Source organism: Clostridium sp., assembly GCF_040797585.1.
Lineage (GTDB): Bacteria > Bacillota > Clostridia > Clostridiales > Clostridiaceae > Clostridium_Z.
Genome location: NZ_JBFNEO010000002.1, coordinates 13,925 through 32,684, shown reverse-complemented (window position 1 = coordinate 32,684; position 18,760 = coordinate 13,925). Strand labels below are relative to the sequence as shown.

Annotated in this window: 16 protein-coding genes and 2 pseudogenes; 13 read left to right on the top strand and 5 right to left on the bottom strand. The window is 29.1% G+C overall.

Features of this window, described 5'->3' with window-relative positions; all coding sequences use genetic code 11:
- Positions 1 to 79: 79 nt before the first annotated feature.
- Positions 80 to 1,813, top strand: a complete 1,734-nt coding sequence (locus AB2369_RS00320) for a methyl-accepting chemotaxis protein (RefSeq protein WP_367664472.1) — start codon at positions 80 to 82, stop codon at positions 1,811 to 1,813.
- 231 nt (positions 1,814 to 2,044) lie between these two features.
- Here AB2369_RS00320 and AB2369_RS00315 read toward each other — a convergent pair whose 3' ends face one another.
- Together AB2369_RS00315 and AB2369_RS00310 are read right to left on the bottom strand one after the other, a co-directional pair.
- Positions 2,045 to 4,624, bottom strand: coding sequence for a Xaa-Pro dipeptidyl-peptidase (locus tag AB2369_RS00315; RefSeq protein ID WP_367664471.1), 2,580 nt, complete (start codon positions 4,622 to 4,624; stop codon positions 2,045 to 2,047).
- A 561-nt stretch (positions 4,625 to 5,185) separates the two neighbouring features.
- Positions 5,186 to 5,518, bottom strand: coding sequence for a YmaF family protein (locus AB2369_RS00310; RefSeq protein WP_367664473.1), 333 nt, complete (start codon positions 5,516 to 5,518; stop codon positions 5,186 to 5,188).
- Between the two features lie 444 nt (positions 5,519 to 5,962).
- On the opposite strand from AB2369_RS00310, the gene AB2369_RS00305 reads away from it, so the two are divergent.
- On the top strand, positions 5,963 to 6,355 hold the full coding sequence (locus AB2369_RS00305) for a hypothetical protein (RefSeq protein ID WP_367664470.1): 393 nt from the start codon (positions 5,963 to 5,965) through the stop codon (positions 6,353 to 6,355).
- A 535-nt stretch (positions 6,356 to 6,890) separates the two neighbouring features.
- Here the strand turns inward: AB2369_RS00305 and AB2369_RS00300 are convergent.
- Positions 6,891 to 7,193, bottom strand: a pseudogene (locus AB2369_RS00300) (YmaF family protein); the annotation flags it as partial.
- A 349-nt stretch (positions 7,194 to 7,542) separates the two neighbouring features.
- Between AB2369_RS00300 and AB2369_RS00295 the strand changes: the two are divergent.
- The 11 genes and pseudogenes from AB2369_RS00295 (at position 7,543) to scpB (ending at position 17,784) form a co-directional block, all read left to right on the top strand.
- On the top strand, positions 7,543 to 7,683 hold the full coding sequence (locus AB2369_RS00295) for a hypothetical protein (protein ID WP_367664469.1): 141 nt from the start codon (positions 7,543 to 7,545) through the stop codon (positions 7,681 to 7,683).
- A gap of 396 nt (positions 7,684 to 8,079) precedes the next feature.
- Positions 8,080 to 9,120 carry a S66 peptidase family protein gene (locus tag AB2369_RS00290; protein WP_367664468.1) on the top strand — a complete coding sequence of 347 codons (1,041 nt, stop codon included), beginning with the start codon at positions 8,080 to 8,082 and terminating at the stop codon, positions 9,118 to 9,120.
- 345 nt (positions 9,121 to 9,465) lie between these two features.
- Entirely contained in the window at positions 9,466 to 9,984 is a 519-nt protein-coding gene (locus AB2369_RS00285) for an NUDIX hydrolase (RefSeq protein ID WP_367664467.1), read from the top strand.
- Positions 9,985 to 10,060: 76 nt separating this feature from the next.
- Complete coding sequence (spoIIM, locus tag AB2369_RS00280) at positions 10,061 to 10,681, top strand: stage II sporulation protein M (protein ID WP_367664466.1); 621 nt, start codon at positions 10,061 to 10,063, stop codon at positions 10,679 to 10,681.
- 103 nt (positions 10,682 to 10,784) lie between these two features.
- Positions 10,785 to 11,663, top strand: a pseudogene (locus AB2369_RS00275) (site-specific tyrosine recombinase).
- Between the two features lie 18 nt (positions 11,664 to 11,681).
- The gene (locus tag AB2369_RS00270) at positions 11,682 to 12,857 is read left to right on the top strand and encodes a phosphopentomutase (RefSeq protein WP_367664465.1); all 1,176 of its coding nucleotides are present in this window, start codon (positions 11,682 to 11,684) and stop codon (positions 12,855 to 12,857) included.
- 30 nt (positions 12,858 to 12,887) lie between these two features.
- A complete protein-coding gene (locus AB2369_RS00265) occupies positions 12,888 to 13,706 on the top strand; it encodes a purine-nucleoside phosphorylase (RefSeq protein WP_367664464.1) in 819 nt (272 codons plus the stop codon).
- A 21-nt stretch (positions 13,707 to 13,727) separates the two neighbouring features.
- Positions 13,728 to 15,035 (top strand): pyrimidine-nucleoside phosphorylase, encoded by a 1,308-nt coding sequence (locus AB2369_RS00260; protein ID WP_367664463.1) that lies wholly within the window; start codon positions 13,728 to 13,730, stop codon positions 15,033 to 15,035.
- Between the two features lie 104 nt (positions 15,036 to 15,139).
- Positions 15,140 to 16,312, top strand: coding sequence for a D-alanyl-D-alanine carboxypeptidase family protein (locus tag AB2369_RS00255; protein WP_367664462.1), 1,173 nt, complete (start codon positions 15,140 to 15,142; stop codon positions 16,310 to 16,312).
- A gap of 118 nt (positions 16,313 to 16,430) precedes the next feature.
- Positions 16,431 to 17,186, top strand: coding sequence for a segregation/condensation protein A (locus AB2369_RS00250; protein ID WP_367664461.1), 756 nt, complete (start codon positions 16,431 to 16,433; stop codon positions 17,184 to 17,186).
- Positions 17,176 to 17,784, top strand: coding sequence for an SMC-Scp complex subunit ScpB (gene scpB / locus AB2369_RS00245; RefSeq protein WP_367664460.1), 609 nt, complete (start codon positions 17,176 to 17,178; stop codon positions 17,782 to 17,784). The genes AB2369_RS00250 and scpB overlap by 11 nt, the downstream gene beginning before the upstream one ends.
- A 1-nt stretch (position 17,785) precedes the next feature.
- Here the strand turns inward: scpB and ytfJ are convergent, their stop codons facing one another.
- On the bottom strand, positions 17,786 to 18,181 hold the full coding sequence (gene ytfJ, locus AB2369_RS00240; protein ID WP_367664459.1) for a GerW family sporulation protein: 396 nt from the start codon (positions 18,179 to 18,181) through the stop codon (positions 17,786 to 17,788).
- A 2-nt stretch (positions 18,182 to 18,183) separates the two neighbouring features.
- Complete coding sequence (locus tag AB2369_RS00235; protein WP_367664458.1) at positions 18,184 to 18,723, bottom strand: DUF2953 domain-containing protein; 540 nt, start codon at positions 18,721 to 18,723, stop codon at positions 18,184 to 18,186.
- Positions 18,724 to 18,760: the final 37 nt, after the last annotated feature.

Here is an 18,760-nt window from a genome sequence, read left to right as displayed (position 1 = left end):
AATTTTATAAAATTTTTTTGTGAAATTCCTTAAATTATTTTAAGATTATAAACTTTATTTATGAAGGGTTGTAGTCATTTTGAAAACAAAAAAAATATCAAATATTTCTTTATCTTTAAAAACTAAAATTATATTAATAACATCACTTATAATAGTATTAGCAAGTTTTGCTATGGGGTATATATTTTATAATAATGTATATAACCATACTGCAACATTATTACAAGGAGAAGCATTAAATATTGCAAAATCATCTGCTATGCTTATTGATGGAGATGAGTTCGAAAAACTTTCAAAGTCTTTAGATAAAAATGATGAGTTTTATACTAATACAAGAAAAAAGCTTCAGGATTTAAATAAGACTATAGGAAACGGCATGCTATATACTATAGTATCAAATGATTCAGATAATTATACATATGTAATTGATGGAAGTAGTGCCAATACAGAGATAGGATTTAAACAACAGAAGTCAGACTTTGCAAATGAGGCAAAGATGGCATTTGATACAGGGAAAGCATATACGAGTAAACCTTATTATGTTGAATCCTTTAATAAATATTACATATCAGCTTTTGTACCTATAGTGAACTCTTCTAATGATGTAGTTGGAATAGTAGAATATGATTATGAAGGTGCAGAGCTTTCAGAAAAGACAAGTGAATTAAATAAACTAATAATTTTAGTTACTATTGTTTTAATATCAATTTCTATAATTATTAACTACATTGCATTAAAGTTCATGTTTAAGCCAATGAGTGCACTAGTAGAATCAATAAATACTATAGCTGAAGGAGATTTAACTGTATCTATTGATACTTCTAGAACGGATGAAATAGGTAAGGTTAATATAGCTTTAAGTAAAACCTGTGATTCATTAAGGGATATGATAGAAAAGATTAAGATATCCTCTAAAAAGGTTACAGAAGCAGCTCAGGGAATTCTAGAAAGTTCTTCAGATTCATCAAGTGCGTCTGAACACTTAACTATATCAACTAATGAAATCTCTTCAATATCAACTGAACAGGCTTTAAAAACACAAAATATAAAAGATGTTTTAGGTAGATTAGATTCTGATATTCAAAATATTTTTACTCAGATAAATCATACCAATAGTATTGCATATAAAACCTTAGAAGATACTAACAGTGGAACTGAGGTAATTAATAATACTAAAGATCAGATCAATAATATTGAAGATAGTATTAATAATGTAAATTCAGTTATTACAGAATTAGCTCAAAGTATTAGTAAAATACAAAATATACTTACAACAATATCAAGTATTGCAGATCAAACTAATCTTCTTGCTTTAAATGCAGCAATTGAGGCAGCAAGAGCAGGTGAAGATGGGAAAGGATTTGCTGTTGTAGCAGACGAAGTTAGAAAACTGGCTGTAGAGTCAAATTCCGCTGCTAGTGAAGTGGTAGACATAATTGGATTTATGAATGAACAAACAAATAATGTTTTAGAAGCTATCTCTATCAGTGTTAATATGACAAAAGAAGGAAGGGAATATACTGATAATGTAAGTGATACTTTTGAAATAATAAAACATTCTAATGCAGATATAGAAAATAAAATAGTTGAGATTAAAAACTCAGCAGGAGAAATAGTTACAAATATCGGAAATATAAATGAGAATATGGACGAGATTGATAAAGTATCTAAAATGGTAGATTCAAATGCTATGAACTTAGCTGCAGTAACCGAAGAGCAAATGGCTTCAGCAGAAGAATTTAAGTCAATGTCTGAATTCCTAAGTAGGGAAGCAGAATTGCTAAATGATAGTGTTTCTAAATTTAAAATTTAAGAGTAGATAAATTAGTCTTTATAAAAGTCTGTGTAACTCTTAATTAGATAGATTCTATGAAAATATCTAATTAAGAGTTACACAGACTTCTTTATGTTGAAAAATTTATCTAATTTATAAAGATAAAAGTTTTAATATCTTATTAAAATAGGGTTGTAGCTAGATAAGCCACAACCCTATTAATAAATATAGTATATTCAAATATATAAAATAGTTAACTTTACTTATATATTATTTTTTTAAGCCATTCACTATAGGAATTTCTACAAAACTTTCACTAGTATTTAATGTAAAGTTTGTACTCTTTAAAGGTCTTATAGTGTTCTCAGCGTCTGTAGATAGTATTATTAACCCTATCTTATGACCTTTTTTAACAGTATAGTCCATTGGCTGCATGTCCAAATTAAACGTATATTCTTGTCCTGGAGTTATAGTATCTACACGATAATTAGCTATACGGTTTTGTGCATCCATCCATCCACGAGAGATAACTTTGTAATCCGTTTTATTACTATCCATAACAAAGTTTACTATATCATCTGAACCTGCATTTCCTCCATATATTATACCATTAGGAACTACTACTTCTCTTTCTATGGTAGGTCTATATTCGGAGCCATAATCTACAAGCATTGCACTTATATTTGCAGTAGGTTGGTCTATAGAAGCCTTTATTGATACATTTATAGTTCCACTTATCCTTGTATCTTCAGTAACAGGCTCACTTACATATGCTAAACGGTCAGGTCTTTTCACTTCAGGTGTTTTAACTATTGTATCAAGCCACTTTTGAAGATCAGGATTCTCTCTATTAAACTGTGATAATGATAAATCATCAGTAAAGGTTTCTTTTAATTCTTTTTCTAATGGATCGAATTTAAATTTACCACTTGTACCATCATTATCAAGATAAAGTTTAGTATTTGATTCTGTTACAGGCCAGCTATCAAAATTTTCCCACTGAAGATTTGTATTATTTTGTATAGTAGCTGTAGGAACCTCTTCCATTACATTATTTTGGATATCATAAAGCCAGTAAGCAAACCATCTACTCATTATATCATTATAATCTATACCAGCTAAGTTATTAATACTTATATGTTCCCCTTGATGTAATATCATTTTACGTGGTACATTATGTTTTTCAAGCTCTTTCCATAGCATATCAAATTGCTTAGTTTTTACGTTCCAGTCATTAAGACCATGAACAATAAATACACTTGCTTTTATTTTGTCAGCATTATTTAAGTAATTACGCTCGTCCCAAAATTTATTATAGTCACCTGTATCACGATCTTGATCGATTCTCATTTGCTCCATAGATTTTTCAAATAAATCTTTTACTTTGGAATAATCTCTAGGATCCATCATTCTGCTCATGCAGTATGTTGCTAGTAGATCTGCATCGTCTCCTTGCCAACCTAAAGCTGGAGCAGTTACACCATTTGATCTGTAATAATCGTACCAGTTACTTATTGCTGCTTCAGGAACTATTGTCTTTAATCCTTCTACTCCTGTTGCTGCAGCAGCTATGGCTAATGTACCTAGATATGAACGGCCAGACATTCCTACATTTCCTGTACACCAGTCTGCAGATACTTCAATGTTATCAGTCTTGTTTGTAAATGCCTTGGTTCTTCCATTTAACCAATCTATTACAGCAACAGTGGATGTTGTTTCTTCAACTGAACCAGTACTTGTCATACCATCAGATCCTAAAGTTCCTATACCACCAGAAAACACTACTGCATATCCTCTAGGTATAAAATAGTTATACCATCCGCCAAATTCAAAAGGTTGAACCTTTCCATTCTCGGCTTTACCAGAAATACTTCTTGGTTCTGGAATTACTTTTTCTTCAGGTACATATTTTACATCTTCATAAGTTGTATTACTTTGTGGACTTACAGTTATGTCTTTATCTACATTATGAGTAATATAAAGATCATCATTTGTTCCAGGACGATAAGGACTTACCTCAAATATAGCTGGAACTTTCATACCTCTTTCAGTTTCAATAGGACGTTTTATCCATACCTCAATTAAATCACGCTTTTCATCAAGATCTGTGTCTTGTGGTGATTCTACATAAACTTTTTCATAAATAGCATCATCATGCTTAAATATAGGTTGAGGTTTTCCGTCAAACACAAGTATTTCCGGTACTTCTTTATCTTTATTAAAATCCATCATAAAACCAGACTCTAATAATATTTCAAAATACTCACGACCACTCTTTGTTTTTGCTTTTAAACAATCATTAAGTGCCTTAGCAAAACTATCATTTGTGAATCTACTTTTTCCTGATGGATTAAGTCCAACAGACTTTGAAAATTCTATTATATTTTTATCTGTAAAATCACTTCCATACTCATATCCTAATAGTTGAAGAATAATACTATAGAACTCTTTTTCATTTACATTTTTATTTGGTTTAAATTTATTGCCATAAGGCTTTATTAAACTTTCTTTAGGATTTGCTTTTATATAAGCAAGAATATTTCTCTCCTCTATAGATTTTACTTCTTTATAATCTAAAAAGTTATCTGTTCCAGTAAATGATTTTGCTTCATCTTCAAGACTCTTTAATCTTAAAAGTACTGTTGCAACTTCAATTCTAGTAGTTTTTTTATTTGCATACTTAGGTGTCAGTCCATTTTCATCCCCTTGAATTAATCCAAGGTTATTCATAGCTGCCATTTCTTCACTAATACCCTTATCTGATGACTTAGAACTCTCTGCTGCATATGCAACTGGAGTTAATGAAAATATAAGTGTCAGAGTTAAGATAATAGATATAATCTTCTTCATAATTCATCCCCCTCTAATAAGTGTCAGGCTTCTTTATTACTAGATTTTTAGCCTTCTAAATTCTGTCTTGTTTTTCCTAGGTACATCCATATAAAATTCTTTATAAATTAATATAAATTTTTTTGATATAGTCACATCCTCTCCTTTGGTAAAATAATGTACCTATTCAAGATTTAATTATAACATAAAAATATATACTAATATGAGATATAGGTCTAAATTTGTAAAATCTTATATAAGAACCATGAAATATAGGAAAAATAAGAGATTATATATGGAATTTCTCATAATTAGATTGTTTTATGAAATAATATTTAAGCTGATTAAAAAAATTAAAAGTAATTTCTAATTATAATGAGTGTGAATTTTAATATAAGATACAATGAAATCATAAAATAAATCCATATATTAAAGAAACAAGACTAGGGGAATTCTATCAAAGATATATTTATAGTGATGAGATATTAAAATTAGAAGAATTAAAAAATAACAGGAACTCGGTTCATTTAAACTGAGTTCCTAACTATTTAAATAGAGTATATTATATATCTATTCTATTTATTATATTAATGGACTTTCAATTAAGGTAGTAAATATAAAATTATGCACATGCTCATCTTGGAAAGTTGTCATACCTGTTGCTATATGAATATGTTTTCCATTTTCAGCAGGTATAGCAGGACCAGTAAGAGTACAAATTTTATGGAAATGATTGAAAAAATCTGTTCTCACTGCAATTTTATGAACATGGGAGTTACCAATAGGAATAGCTTCTCCTGTAATACCAGCAAAACGATGGTTATGTCTCTCATCACATTCTTCCGCCAGTTTCGTACTACCTAAAAATTCATGATTGTGAATTTGAGAGCATTTTTCACTAAATTCTTCTATCATATTGGTTTCTTCTTTATGACATTTTATATTTTCATTATTTATAGATTCCACAAAAATACCTCCTCAGTGAAATGACTATAGTATATAGTATGTTAATAGAAATGAATTGGTATTTAATTCGTGGAAAAAATTGATTATATATCTATATTAAGGTTAAAGCTTAATTCTTAAATTGATTTCTATTTCTAAATAAATTACTAAATATATTTAGAACTAATAATGTGGTAATAATTTAACCTTTTGTATTAATTCAATCTTAAAATAGTCTTAACTTATGATTTTAAATTATAAAGAACAAAAGTTAGATGTCTAGAATCTAATAATTTCGAAGTTCTAATTTAACTAGCAGATGAGTTAATTTAAAAATAAAAATTATTACTATTATTAACAGTTAAGAAAGTTATAGCATAGTATAATATTGAATTATTTTACAAGAGGTGCATTATGCCTAGTAGTGAAAAATTACTTGGTCAATATTCATATTTAGAACCTTACTCATCTACCTGTAAGCATCAGGGTCCATTAGGAGCTATTTATGATGTGCCATGTATAAAGGAAAGAAGAAGAATTGTAGGAGTTTTTGTTAGGTATAACTACCCAGAAGTTCCACCAGAGGAAGTTGAGGCAATTGATAAGTGTGCCGCTGAAGCCGGAAAGGCTGCTTGGCCTACAGTTTCTGGAGCAATTTCTAGTGGTAAAGCTTTAATACCTGGAGCAATTGTTGTAGCCAATGAAATTCTTAGAAGAAATTTCGAGGAATGCTTAAACAAAAGTGATGTATCACCTAAGGTAAAAGAAACAGCAGCTATTGGTATATACAGAAGACGTATAGAATAATATTAAGCGATACAAGTTAAAAGCTTGTATCGCTTAATATTTTGAACATCTTTAAATTTTTATATAAATACCTTAGTCTATGTAAAATATTTCCAGGGAAATGCAGTTAATATGATTTATATAAATCTAATATACACTAAGGTTAAGTATTTTTAAAAATAAAATTTAAAAATAAATAATATAAATTGTAATTAATTTCTAGAAAAATATTTTTTAGATAGTAGGTTTATTATTAGTATAAATATTAGAATAAATTAAGAAGAGATTTTAAGATTCTAGTATTAATAAGAGACTTAAAGAGTAAATAAATTTTAAAATAGACATGTTAAAATAATTTAGAAATTATTTTAACATGTCTATTAACTTTATTACTATCTTAATTTATAAATATAAAGTAATAATTATTATATGAAAATATAAAAGTACTCTCATATAAAATTATAACATATGAAATATTCTGAATTTATTTTTAGGAATTAAAATAAGGGTGCTATATATTTAAATTAACTCAAGAATCCAAGCTATTGAAGAACTATTATACTAATGGACTTTCAATTAAGGTAGCAAATATAAAGTTATGTCTATGGTCATCTTCAAAAGTTGTCATACCTGTAGCTAAATGAACGTGCTTTCCATTACCAACTGGTATAGCTGGTCCAGTTACAACACAAATTCCGTGGAAATGATCAAAGAAGTCTGTTCTTACTCTAATTTTATGAACATGAGATCTTCCTCTTGGAATAGCTTCACCGGTAACACCAGCAAAACGATGGTTATGCCTTTCATCACATTCCTCAGCAAGCTTTGTACTACCTAGAAATTCATGGGTATGAGTTTGTTCTCTATAACATTTTTCTCTACATTTATTTTTCTCTCCATAGTATTTTTCATTATCATCATCTTTATAATCATTAAGATCGTTTCTATAATCATTAGTATCATTTCTATAATCATTAATATCATTTCTATAATTATTTATATCATTCATGTAGTCATTGTATATATAATCCATATGGATATTACCTCCTTAATCATTTGAAGATAATATATACTATGTCATGCTAAGGAAAGGTGTGATTTAAATAAAGTAAAAGAATCTAAACTTAACTAGAAGAATAAATCTAACTAGAATTAAGAATAATTCTCTTATATATGGTGATTCTAAGATTATAGAAGGAGGGATAGAAATGACTAATAAACGAAAGGTTACTAAAAAGCAAATGGCTTCCTTAGGACTTAAAAAAACTGAGAATGGTGACTATGATTATATAAATCCCGAAGAGAGAACAAGCTCAAAATATAAATCTATAAGAAAAGAGTCTAAATAATTAAAAATAATATAATCGCTTATTATCTAAATAGAGTGTAATCAATATAGGATATAAGAGGTCTATTTTTATATCATGATTTTTTTAGTAAATATGTCTTTCAATATAATTTATTATCTTAGAGTTAATATATTGATTAATAGTTAATATAAAAATTATAATTAAAGCATAATCATAATAAGTAGTCTATAGATTTATTTTTATAGGCTACTTTTTTATATAAAATTACCCCTATAACTTTTTAAGCTTATATTTTATAGGGTCTAGAAAATATATAAATAAAAGCTACATATATATAACTATATATGATATAATATTCAGAAAATTATATTCGCATCTTGTAAATATAGTAAATTATCTTATAATAAATTTTTAGTTAATAAGGGGGAGAGATTCATGGAATTAATAAAACCAGAAAGGTTAAAAAGAGGAGATAAAGTTGCTACTATTAGTCTATCCTGGGGTGGAGCAGGAGATGAGGACATAATATGGAGATATAATGTAGGTAAAAGTCGACTCGAAAATTTATTTGGCTTAAAGGTTATTGAAATGCCAAATACTCTAAAAGGATCTAAGTATTTATATGATAATCCGAAAAAGAGAGCTGAAGATTTAATGGAAGCCTTCAAAGATAAATCTATAAAAGCTATCTTTTCTTGTATTGGAGGATATGAAAGTATTAGAATGCTTCCATACATTGATTTTAATATTATAAGAGAGAATCCTAAAATATTTATGGGGTATTCTGATACTACTATAACTCACATGATTTGTTACAAAGCAGGATTATCTACTTTCTATGGACCATCAATTCTTGCAGAATTTGCAGAAAATGTTGAGATGTTTGAATATACTAAGTATTGGACTAATAAAGTACTATTTGATAACTCTATAATTGGAAATATAGAGTCATCTCCAATTTGGACAAGTGAATTCCTTCCTTGGGAAGAGAAGAATAAAAATATACAAAGGAAAACCAAGGAGAATAATGGTGGATATGAACTCTTACAAGGAGAAGGAACAGTTAAAGGAAAACTTATTGGTGGATGTATTGAAGTTCTAGAGATGATTAAAGGTACTAATCTATGGCCATGCCTTGAGGAGTGGAAAAACAGTATATTGTTTTTTGAAACTTCTGAGGAGAAGCCAGAACCTAATCATTTAGAATATTGGTTAAGAAATTACGGTTCTCAAGGAATTCTTCAAAATGTGAATGGTATAATATTTGGTAAACCTTATGACAATTTATATTATGAAGAATATAAAAAGGTTATATTAAAAGTTGTGAGAGAGGAATTGAGTCTCACTAATTTACCAATTATGTGTAATATGAATTTTGGTCATACTTCACCTATAACTATTTTACCTTATGGAGCAATTGCCGAAATCAATTGTGATGATGTATCCTTTAGTATATTAGAATCAGGAGTAAAGTAATTTATATATATTATAAATATTACTGCCAGACTTTACTTATAATATATAGGTAGTTTATACTAAGTATTGTAATTTTAAATTATAAATTTATATAGTTTTAATATGTATTATTTATCACGCAAAAATATATAAATGTTAGGAAAAACTATTTTTAAATAGACTATTAATGATAAGATATGTTATTATATTTTATCCATAGAATGAATCTTCCTTAAGATGATGTTATTTCCACCGTCTTAAGGTTAGATGAGTTAATCTAGGGGCGTAGCAACTGTTATCCACCACATTTCAAGAGGTGGGGGATAACAGTTGGTAACCATCAGATAAAAGGAAGGAATGAAAGCTTTGAAATTTTTAGAGAAAACCTTGAAAGAAAATTTAATATATGAAGGCAAAATAATAACTTTAGTAAAGCAAAAGGTTGAGCTACCTAATGGATTAGAGAGTGAAAGAGAAATAGTAAGACATCCTGGTGGAGTTGCAATACTGGCTTTTAAGGATGAGGAAACTATATTATTAGTAGAGCAGTTTAGAAAGCCTATTGATAATATGCTTATAGAGATACCTGCTGGAAAGCTTGAAAAAGGTGAAGATCCTAAGGAGTGTGGAATAAGAGAGCTTGAAGAAGAAACAGGATATAAGGCTGGGAAGTTTACATACCTTGGTAAGTTTGTTACAGCTCCAGGATTTTGCGACGAATATATATATTTATTTAAAGCAGAAGACCTTTATAATGGTGTTAAGGGTGGAGATGATGACGAATTTATAAATCTTCGTGAGATAAATATAAGTAAGGTAAAAGAAATGATAAAAAGTGGAGAAATAGAGGACAGTAAGACCATTGCTGCATTAATGTACATATAAATAATAAAAAATTCTCATATCCTCCCCGAAATAATCATAGATATAAATATGATTATTACACGGGGAGGATTTTATAATGGACGATAAGAATTTTTTTCTAAGCATTAGGAAATATATAAATTATAACAAGTGGTTTTATCTTGGAGCTCTATTGTTTTTACTTACAGGTATAGTTATTGGAATTTATGTAGTACTTTACATGGGCGATACATATAAGTCTGACATAACAGAATATTTTATATCTTTTACAAAGGATTTTAGTTCTATGAACGTAAATAATAAGCTTATATTATTTGAAAGCATTAAAAATAATGGTTTATTAATAATTGCCATATTTATAATGGGAATTATTATTGTAGGAATTCCTATTATACTAATAATAAATCTTATAAAAGGATTTACTATTGGTTTTAGTGCAGGGCTCATTATGAACTCTATGGGACTAAAAGGAGGACTTTTTGTACTCCTCGGAGTAATACCTCAAAATATTTTTTATATTGGTGCTCTACTCTTTATTTCTGTATTCTCCGCTGATATGGCATTAAATAAACTAAGAAATAAATTTGTGAAAACTTCCTATCCATCAAAGGATAACTATAAGTATATATATATATTAGTAATGAGCTTTTCTATGATATTATTGGGAGCAGTAATAGAATCATATATAACTCCATATATAATAAAATATATAATATAAAATAGAGTGTAAAAGAGAAGGGTTTTCACTAAAAATGTCGAAATTATTAATATAAATAGTTTATAACCTTTTATCACAAAATAGTCTATGTAGGAGATTTATTATGAATGCACTATTAGATAAATATATTAAATATATAGAGGGAAAGAATCTTAGTAAAAATACTATAGATGGATATCGGAGAGATCTACTTAAGTATTTAGATTTTGTAAAGGAAAGAGATGAGGATATAAATATAGCAGATGAGATCACAATAAATGCTTACATACAAAATCGTATAGATAAAAAGTTCTCTAACTCCTCTATTAATAGAAGTATTGTAGCTATTAGAAACTTTTATAAATTTCTATATAGTAAGGGATATATACATGATTCTCCTATAATTTATTATGAGCTTCCAAAGATTAAAGAAAAAATTCCAAAAACTTTAACCATTGAAGAGATTGAAAGACTTTTAGATACTCCAGATATAGGTACCTATAAGGGATTAAGAGATAGAACCATGTTAGAAATTATGTATGCTACTGGTATGAAAGTATCAGAGCTTCTAAACCTTACATTGTTTGATATAAATATAAAAGATCAATATATAAAATGTAAAGGAAATAAAAATAAGGAAAGAATAATCCCTCTTGGAACCGTTGCCATAAGGTATAGTGAATATTATATGGCCATTCGTGGAACAATGTATTGATTAAAATGAAAATTTTTATTCTTTAACTCTAGAGGAGAAAGAATGACAAGACAAGGATTTTGGAAAATAGTTAAGGAATATGCTAAAGAAGCTAAAATAGACAAGGATATGAATTTATATACCCTAAGACACTCATTTGCAGTACATTTATTAGAAAACGGTGCAGATATAAAGTCCTTACAAGAGCTTCTAGGTCATGTAGATTTATCAGCTACTCAAAAGTACTCCTATATAACTAAAAGAAATAAATTAGCTGAAGTCTATAAAAATTCTCATCCTAGAGCATAAAACGAAAGGAGAATAGATATGAGTAAAAAAGCAGTATTAATTGTATTAGATAGTGTTGGAATTGGAGAATTACCTGATGCACATTTATATGGAGATCAGGGTAGTAATACATTCGCCAATACATGGAAGGTCAGTGGAGGCCTTAATATTAAAAACTTAGAATCTTTAGGAATAGGTAATATAGAGGGCTTAGAGCATATTAATATAAAAAATACTAATGGTAAAGGATCCTTTGGACGTGCTATGGAAGCTTCTAAAGGAAAAGACACTGTTACTGGCCATTGGGAAATAGGTGGCGTTATACTAGATACCCCTCTTAATACTTATCCTGATGGATTTCCAAAGGAAATAATGGATGAGTTTGAAAATAAAATTGGTAGAAAAACTCTAGGTAATGTAGTAGCATCTGGTACAGAGATAATAAAAGACCTAGGAGATGAGCATGTTAAAACAGGATATCCTATAGTGTATACTTCAGCAGATAGTGTTTTCCAAATAGCGGCCCATGAGGAGGTAATACCTTTAGATGAGCTTTATAAAATGTGTGAAATTGCTAGAAAAATGCTTGTTGGTGAAAAAACTGTAGGAAGAGTTATTGCAAGACCATTTACAGGTGAACCTTCAAATTATACAAGAACTTCTAATAGACATGATTATGCTTTAGATCCTTTTAGTAAAACCATGTTAGAATACTTAAAGGAAAATGATCTTAATGTAATGGCTGTTGGAAAAATTGAAGATATATTTAATAAAAAAGGTGTTACCCATGCTAAGCATACTAAAAATAATATGGATGGAGTAGAGAAAACTTTAGAATTCATGAGAGAGGATAGAGATGGATTAATATTCACTAATCTTGTAGACTTTGATAGTCTTTATGGTCATAGAAATAATCCTGAGGGTTATGGAAAAGCCATAGAAGAATTCGATGAAAGACTTCCAGAGATTATAGAAGCTCTAGGGGATGAAGATATTCTTATAATAACAGCAGATCATGGATGTGATCCAACTACAGAAAGCACAGATCATTCAAGGGAGTACATTCCACTAATAGTTTATGGAAAAGGAATTAAAGAGAATATAAATATAGGAACAAGAAAATCTTTCTGTGATATAGGAAAGAGTGTATTAGAATTCTTTAATGTAAGTAATGATCTAAATGGAGAAAGTTTTTATAATAAGGTTAGACAATAATATTTTAACATACTTGAAGGAGGACTTTAAATGGATATTAAGAAGTTAAAGGAAAGTGTAAGTTTTATAAAGGAAAGAATAAAAGAGGAGCCTGCTATTGGACTTATATTAGGTTCAGGTCTTGGAGATATGGCAGATGACGTTAGTGAAAAGGTAATAATAAAGTATTCAGAAGTACCTAATCTTCCAGAGTCAACGGTGCAAGGTCATGCAGGACAATTTGTATTTGGAAAATATAATAATAAGCCAGTAGTAATGATGCAAGGAAGATTCCACTACTATGAAGGAAATAAAATGGAGGACGTAATTCTTCCTGTTTATATAATGAAGGAGCTTGGAGTTAAAACCATAATAGTTACTAATGCTGCTGGTGGAGTTAATACTGAGTATATTCCAGGAGATTTAATGATTATAAATGATCACATAAATTACTCTGGAGTTAATCCACTAATAGGAAGAAATTATGAGGAGATAGGTCCAAGATTCCCTGACATGTCTGCTCCTTATAATAAAGATCTTATAAAGTTAGCTGAAGCTAAAGCAAAAGAGTTAGGTATAGGTGTTAAAAAAGGAGTTTACTTTATGGCTTCTGGTCCATCTTATGAAACACCAGCGGAAGTTAGAATGATAAGAATTTTAGGTGGAGATGCAGTTGGAATGTCTACAGTTCCAGAGGTAGTTGCTGCTAATCATTGTGGTATTAAAGTTCTTGGAATTTCATGTATAACTAATATGGCATCTGGAATTCTTGATCAACCACTAAACCATGAGGAAGTAATTGAAACTTCAAGTAAAGTAAAGAAGGAATTTATAAGCTTAGTTGGGGAAATAATAAAGGACATAAAATAAGTTTAGGATGGTGACTACTCAATGAGAATGTATGACTTAATCTTAAAGAAGAGAAATGGTTCGGAATTATCTAAAGAAGAAATAAATTATTTTGTTGAAGGATATACAAAAGGAGAAATACCTGATTATCAAGTATCAGCATTATTAATGTCTATATTCTTTAAAGGAATGAATAGTAAGGAAACGGCTGATCTTACTATGTCTGTGGTTAATTCAGGAGATATATTAGATCTTTCAGATATAAATGGAGTAAAGGTTGACAAACATAGTACAGGAGGAGTTGGAGATACTACAACTTTAGTTCTTGGACCAATGGTTGCAGCTCTTGAGATACCTGTTGCAAAAATGTCAGGTAGAGGACTTGGTCATACTGGTGGAACTATTGATAAATTAGAATCATTTCCAGGATTTTCAGTAGAAATTGAAAAAGAAGATTTTATTAAAAATGTTAACACTATAAAGCTTGCAGTAGCTGCTCAAACTGGTGATTTAGCACCTGCAGATAAGAAGCTTTATGCATTAAGGGATGTTACTGCCACTGTAGACAATATATCTTTAATTGCAGCTAGTGTAATGAGTAAAAAGATAGCTGCTGGAGCAGATTCTATAGTTCTTGACGTAAAGGTTGGAGATGGAGCCTTTATGAAAACTAAAGAGGCTGCCTTTGAACTTGCTAAAGAGATGGTTGATATAGGTAGAAATGTTGGAAGAAACACTATTGCTGTAATATCTGATATGGATCAGCCTTTAGGTCTTGCTGTTGGAAATGCTTTAGAGGTTAAAGAAGCTATCGAAACTCTTCAAGGCAAAGGTCCTAAGGATCTTGAAGAACTTTGCTTAACTTTAGGAAGCCAAATGGTAGTTTTAGCAGGAAAAGCAAAGAATGAAAAAGAAGCTAGGGATATGTTATATAATACTATAAAAACAGGAAAAGCATTAGAAAAGTTTAAGGCGTTTATAAAAGCTCAAGGTGGAGATGACACATTTATAGATGATACTAATAAATTCCCTAAAGCTAAGTATATAGTTCCAGTAACAGTAGAAGAAGAGGGAGTTGTAGAGAAAATACACTCTGAGGATATAGGACTGATTGCTATGGAACTTGGTGCTGGAAGAGCAACTAAGGAAAGTGTTATAGACTTAGCAGTGGGGATAATGCTAAATAAAAAAAGAGGAGATAAAATTTCTAAGGGTGATGTTATAGCTTATATACATAGCAATGATGAAGATAATATAAATAAAGCTAAAGAAAACATAATAAAGAGCTATGTTATAAACAAAGATTACAAAGATAGTATTCCTCTTATATATGGTATAGTAGATAAATAAAATAAAAGAAGAGAGCTATGAATTTAAAAAATTCATAGCTCTCTTAAATTTTTAGTGATAATTTCGTCAAAAATGGAAAAGATATATTTGAAAGGAGGAGGAACATGAGAAAAAATGTAATGAAATTTATAAATATTTTTATATTATCTGCAATAATGGTAACTAATATTTCCTTAAAAGAGGTTAGAGCTGACGAGGTTAAAGGCCTGGACGTAGAGGCTAAATCAGCTATTTTAATGGAGGCGTCTAGTGGTAACATATTATATGAAAAAAATCCTCATGAAAAGTTTGCACCAGCTTCTGTAACTAAAATCATGACTATGCTATTAACTATGGAAGCTGTTGATTCAGGAAAAATAAAATTAGATGATAAGGTTACCTGTAGTGAAAATGCTAAAAAAATGGGCGGAAGTACTATGCTTCTAGATAATGGAGAAATAAGAACCGTAGAAGAATTATTAAAAGGGGTAGGTATAGCCTCTGGAAATGATGCGGCAGTTGCTCTAGCAGAGTATTTAGGCGGAAGTGAGGATGGCTTTGTAGATATGATGAATCAGCGCTGTGAGGCTCTAGGAATGAAGAATACTACCTTCAAAAACTGCACGGGTCTTCCTGCTGATGGTCATATGAGTACAGCTTATGACATATCTATAATGTCGAGAGAGCTTTTAAAACATGAGACTATATTAAAATATACTGGTACATATATGGAGACTATATCAGAAGGTAGAAAAAGTCCAATAGAACTTGTAAATCATAATAAGCTAGTAAGGTTTTTTAAAGGCTGCGATGGATTAAAAACTGGATTCACTTCAGAAGCTAAATATTGCATATCTGCAACTGCTACAAGAGATGGAGTGAGAATGTTAAGTGTAATTATGGGAGCTCCTACTTATAAGATAAGAAACAGAGATGCGAGCATGCTTTTAAATCATGGTTTTTCAAAATTCTATAGTAAAAAGCTTGCAGCTAAAGATGAAGAGATTGAAAAAGTAGTTTTAGATAAGAGTGGAGAAAAATTCTTCTTAGCTAAAGCTAAAACAGATGTAGGTATAACTCTAGAAAAGGGAAAAGAAGAAAAAGTAGAAAAACAAATAGAGTTAGATACTTCAAGGAAAAGTTTTAAAGCCGGAGAGGTTATAGGTATATGTAGATTCTATGTAGGAGATAAAGAAGTAGGAAAAGTTGAAATTTATTGTGATAGAGATGTTAAAAAAGGTGGCTTTATAGATAACTTTAAATATAACATAAAGAACCTTTTCAAAGGATCAGTTTAAATAATAAGAAGGACACAAATCTTTGTGTCCTTCTTATTATTTATTTCTACAATATTGATAATTGTGATTTATATTGGTATTATATTTATGTATTTAAATTATATTATGAGGAAATAACTTGCAACTCCTTAATATAAAAATAGCTAATTTTGAAGGTCCTTTTGATCTTCTTCTACATCTTATCAAGAAAAATGAGATGGATATATATCATATTAAGATATATGACATAACTAATCAATATTTAGATTACATAAATGAAATGAAAGAATTAGACTTAAATATAACCTCAGAATTTATAGTTATGGCAGCAACTCTTTTAGAAATTAAATCAAAAATGCTATTACCTAAGGATAAGTCTACCTCCGAAGATGAAGAAGATGAGGATCCAAGAAAAGTTCTTATGGAAAAGCTCATAGAATATAAGAAATTTAAAAAAGCTGCTGAGTATTTAGGGATAAAAAAAGGGGATGCAGGCTTTGTATTCTCTAAAAAACCTGAAATAATTGAGGATAAAAGAACATTCTCTAATGAAGAGCTTTTTAAAAATATATCAATGCTTGATTTATATATTTTATATAATGAATTAATAAATAGATATAATAATAAAAAAAATACAACCAATGTAATATCTAAAGAGATTCCAATTGATAAATATAAGGTTGAGGATAAAATTAAATTTCTGAAAGAAAGACTAAGTAAAATAGGAGCTACCAGATTTTCAGATCTTATGATGGATTGTGAGTGTAAGATAGAAGTAGTAGTTACATTCCTAGCTATACTTGAACTTATAAAAGAAAAAACTATAAAGGTAGTTCAAGAAAATAATTTTGATAAAATATATATTGAAAGGATATTAGAACTTAATGGAGATTAAAGCTACTCAGTATGAGTTTGAAGAGGTTTCAAAAAAGAATATCTACATGTCTGCTTTAGAATCTTTACTTTTTGTAAGTGGAGAACCTTTGAAGTTAAAAGATATGGCTAATATGATAGAATGCAGTATTTCATATACTAAGGAAATTATTCATGAATTGAATAAAGAATATAATAAAGAAGTACGAGGAATAAAACTTGTCCAGATAAATGACTCTTATCAGTTAGTAACTAAGCCTGAAAATAGTGATTTCATACAAAAAATATTAAAGACTAATGTGAGACAATCCCTATCTCAAGCTGCCCTAGAAACTTTAGCCATAATAGCATATAAGCAACCTATAACAAGGGTAGATATAGATGAAATAAGAGGAGTTAAAAGTGAAAGTGCAGTACAAAAGCTTTTAGAAAGAAATATAATAAAAGAAATAGGTAGATTAGATGTCATAGGAAGACCTATATTATATGGAACCACAGAGGAGTTTTTAAAACAATTTGATATGGAAACATTAAAAGAACTTCCGAGTTTAGATGCTTTAGTAGAAGAAGAATCTACAATGGAAATATCTCTTTTAGAAAAAGATAAAGAAGAACAGTAAGTTACTGTTCTTCACAAAAACCCTTCTTCTTTTTATTTAGAGATGAAAACATATCAATAATCTGAGGAATAGTATCTACAATTTTGTCATATGTATTATCTTGATCTACAGATAAAACTCTTATATTATCATCTGTTATAACAAGAAAACCAACAGGTTTTACACATACTCCAGCACCTGAGCCTCCTCCAAAAGGTGGATTAGTTATGTTATTACTACACTGAGTTAAAAATTCACTTCCACCAGAAGCAAATCCAAAAGAAACCTTTGAAATAGGTATTATAGTTGTTCCTTCCTTTGTTAGTACTGCTTCTCCAATAACAGTATTAACATCTATCATATCTCTAAGATTTTCCATAGTAGATCTCATCAAACTTTCTAATGGATGATTATCCATATCTATACCTCCTTAAATTTTCTAGAATGTTGTTTTCTAAAGTTAATCTTAAGAAAAGCAATTCCTATAATGAAGAATACATATATAATTTTTCCAATAGTTACATGAATTATACTTTTAATTTCTAAATCTATAATATTTTCTTCAAAGCGAGGTTCTATATTAAAGTCATAATGACGAATATTAAAAAACTTAGATAAGATTTTATAGATTATAGGGTTTATATTATATAAACTTCCATAGGATAGGGCAAGAGCGCATGGATCTTTAAGTCCTAATATTAAATTAAAATTAAAGGACAATTTAATATTTAAACCTATGGAATAAATTTTTTGTAATATTTCTTTTATTTGTGGCAAAGATATATTTGAAGGTTTATTTTGTTTTTTCTTCGAATTCTTACATTGGTCTTTTGGAAACTGTAGAATATTAAACTTATATAGAGTTATATAGAACTTACCTTGTTTCAAATAAACCATTATTTTTATAGGAAAAGGAATAAATAAAATTATAAGAATAATGCATAAAATTAAAAATATCATAGATATACCTCCCTCTATAGTATTGACTCCAAAAACT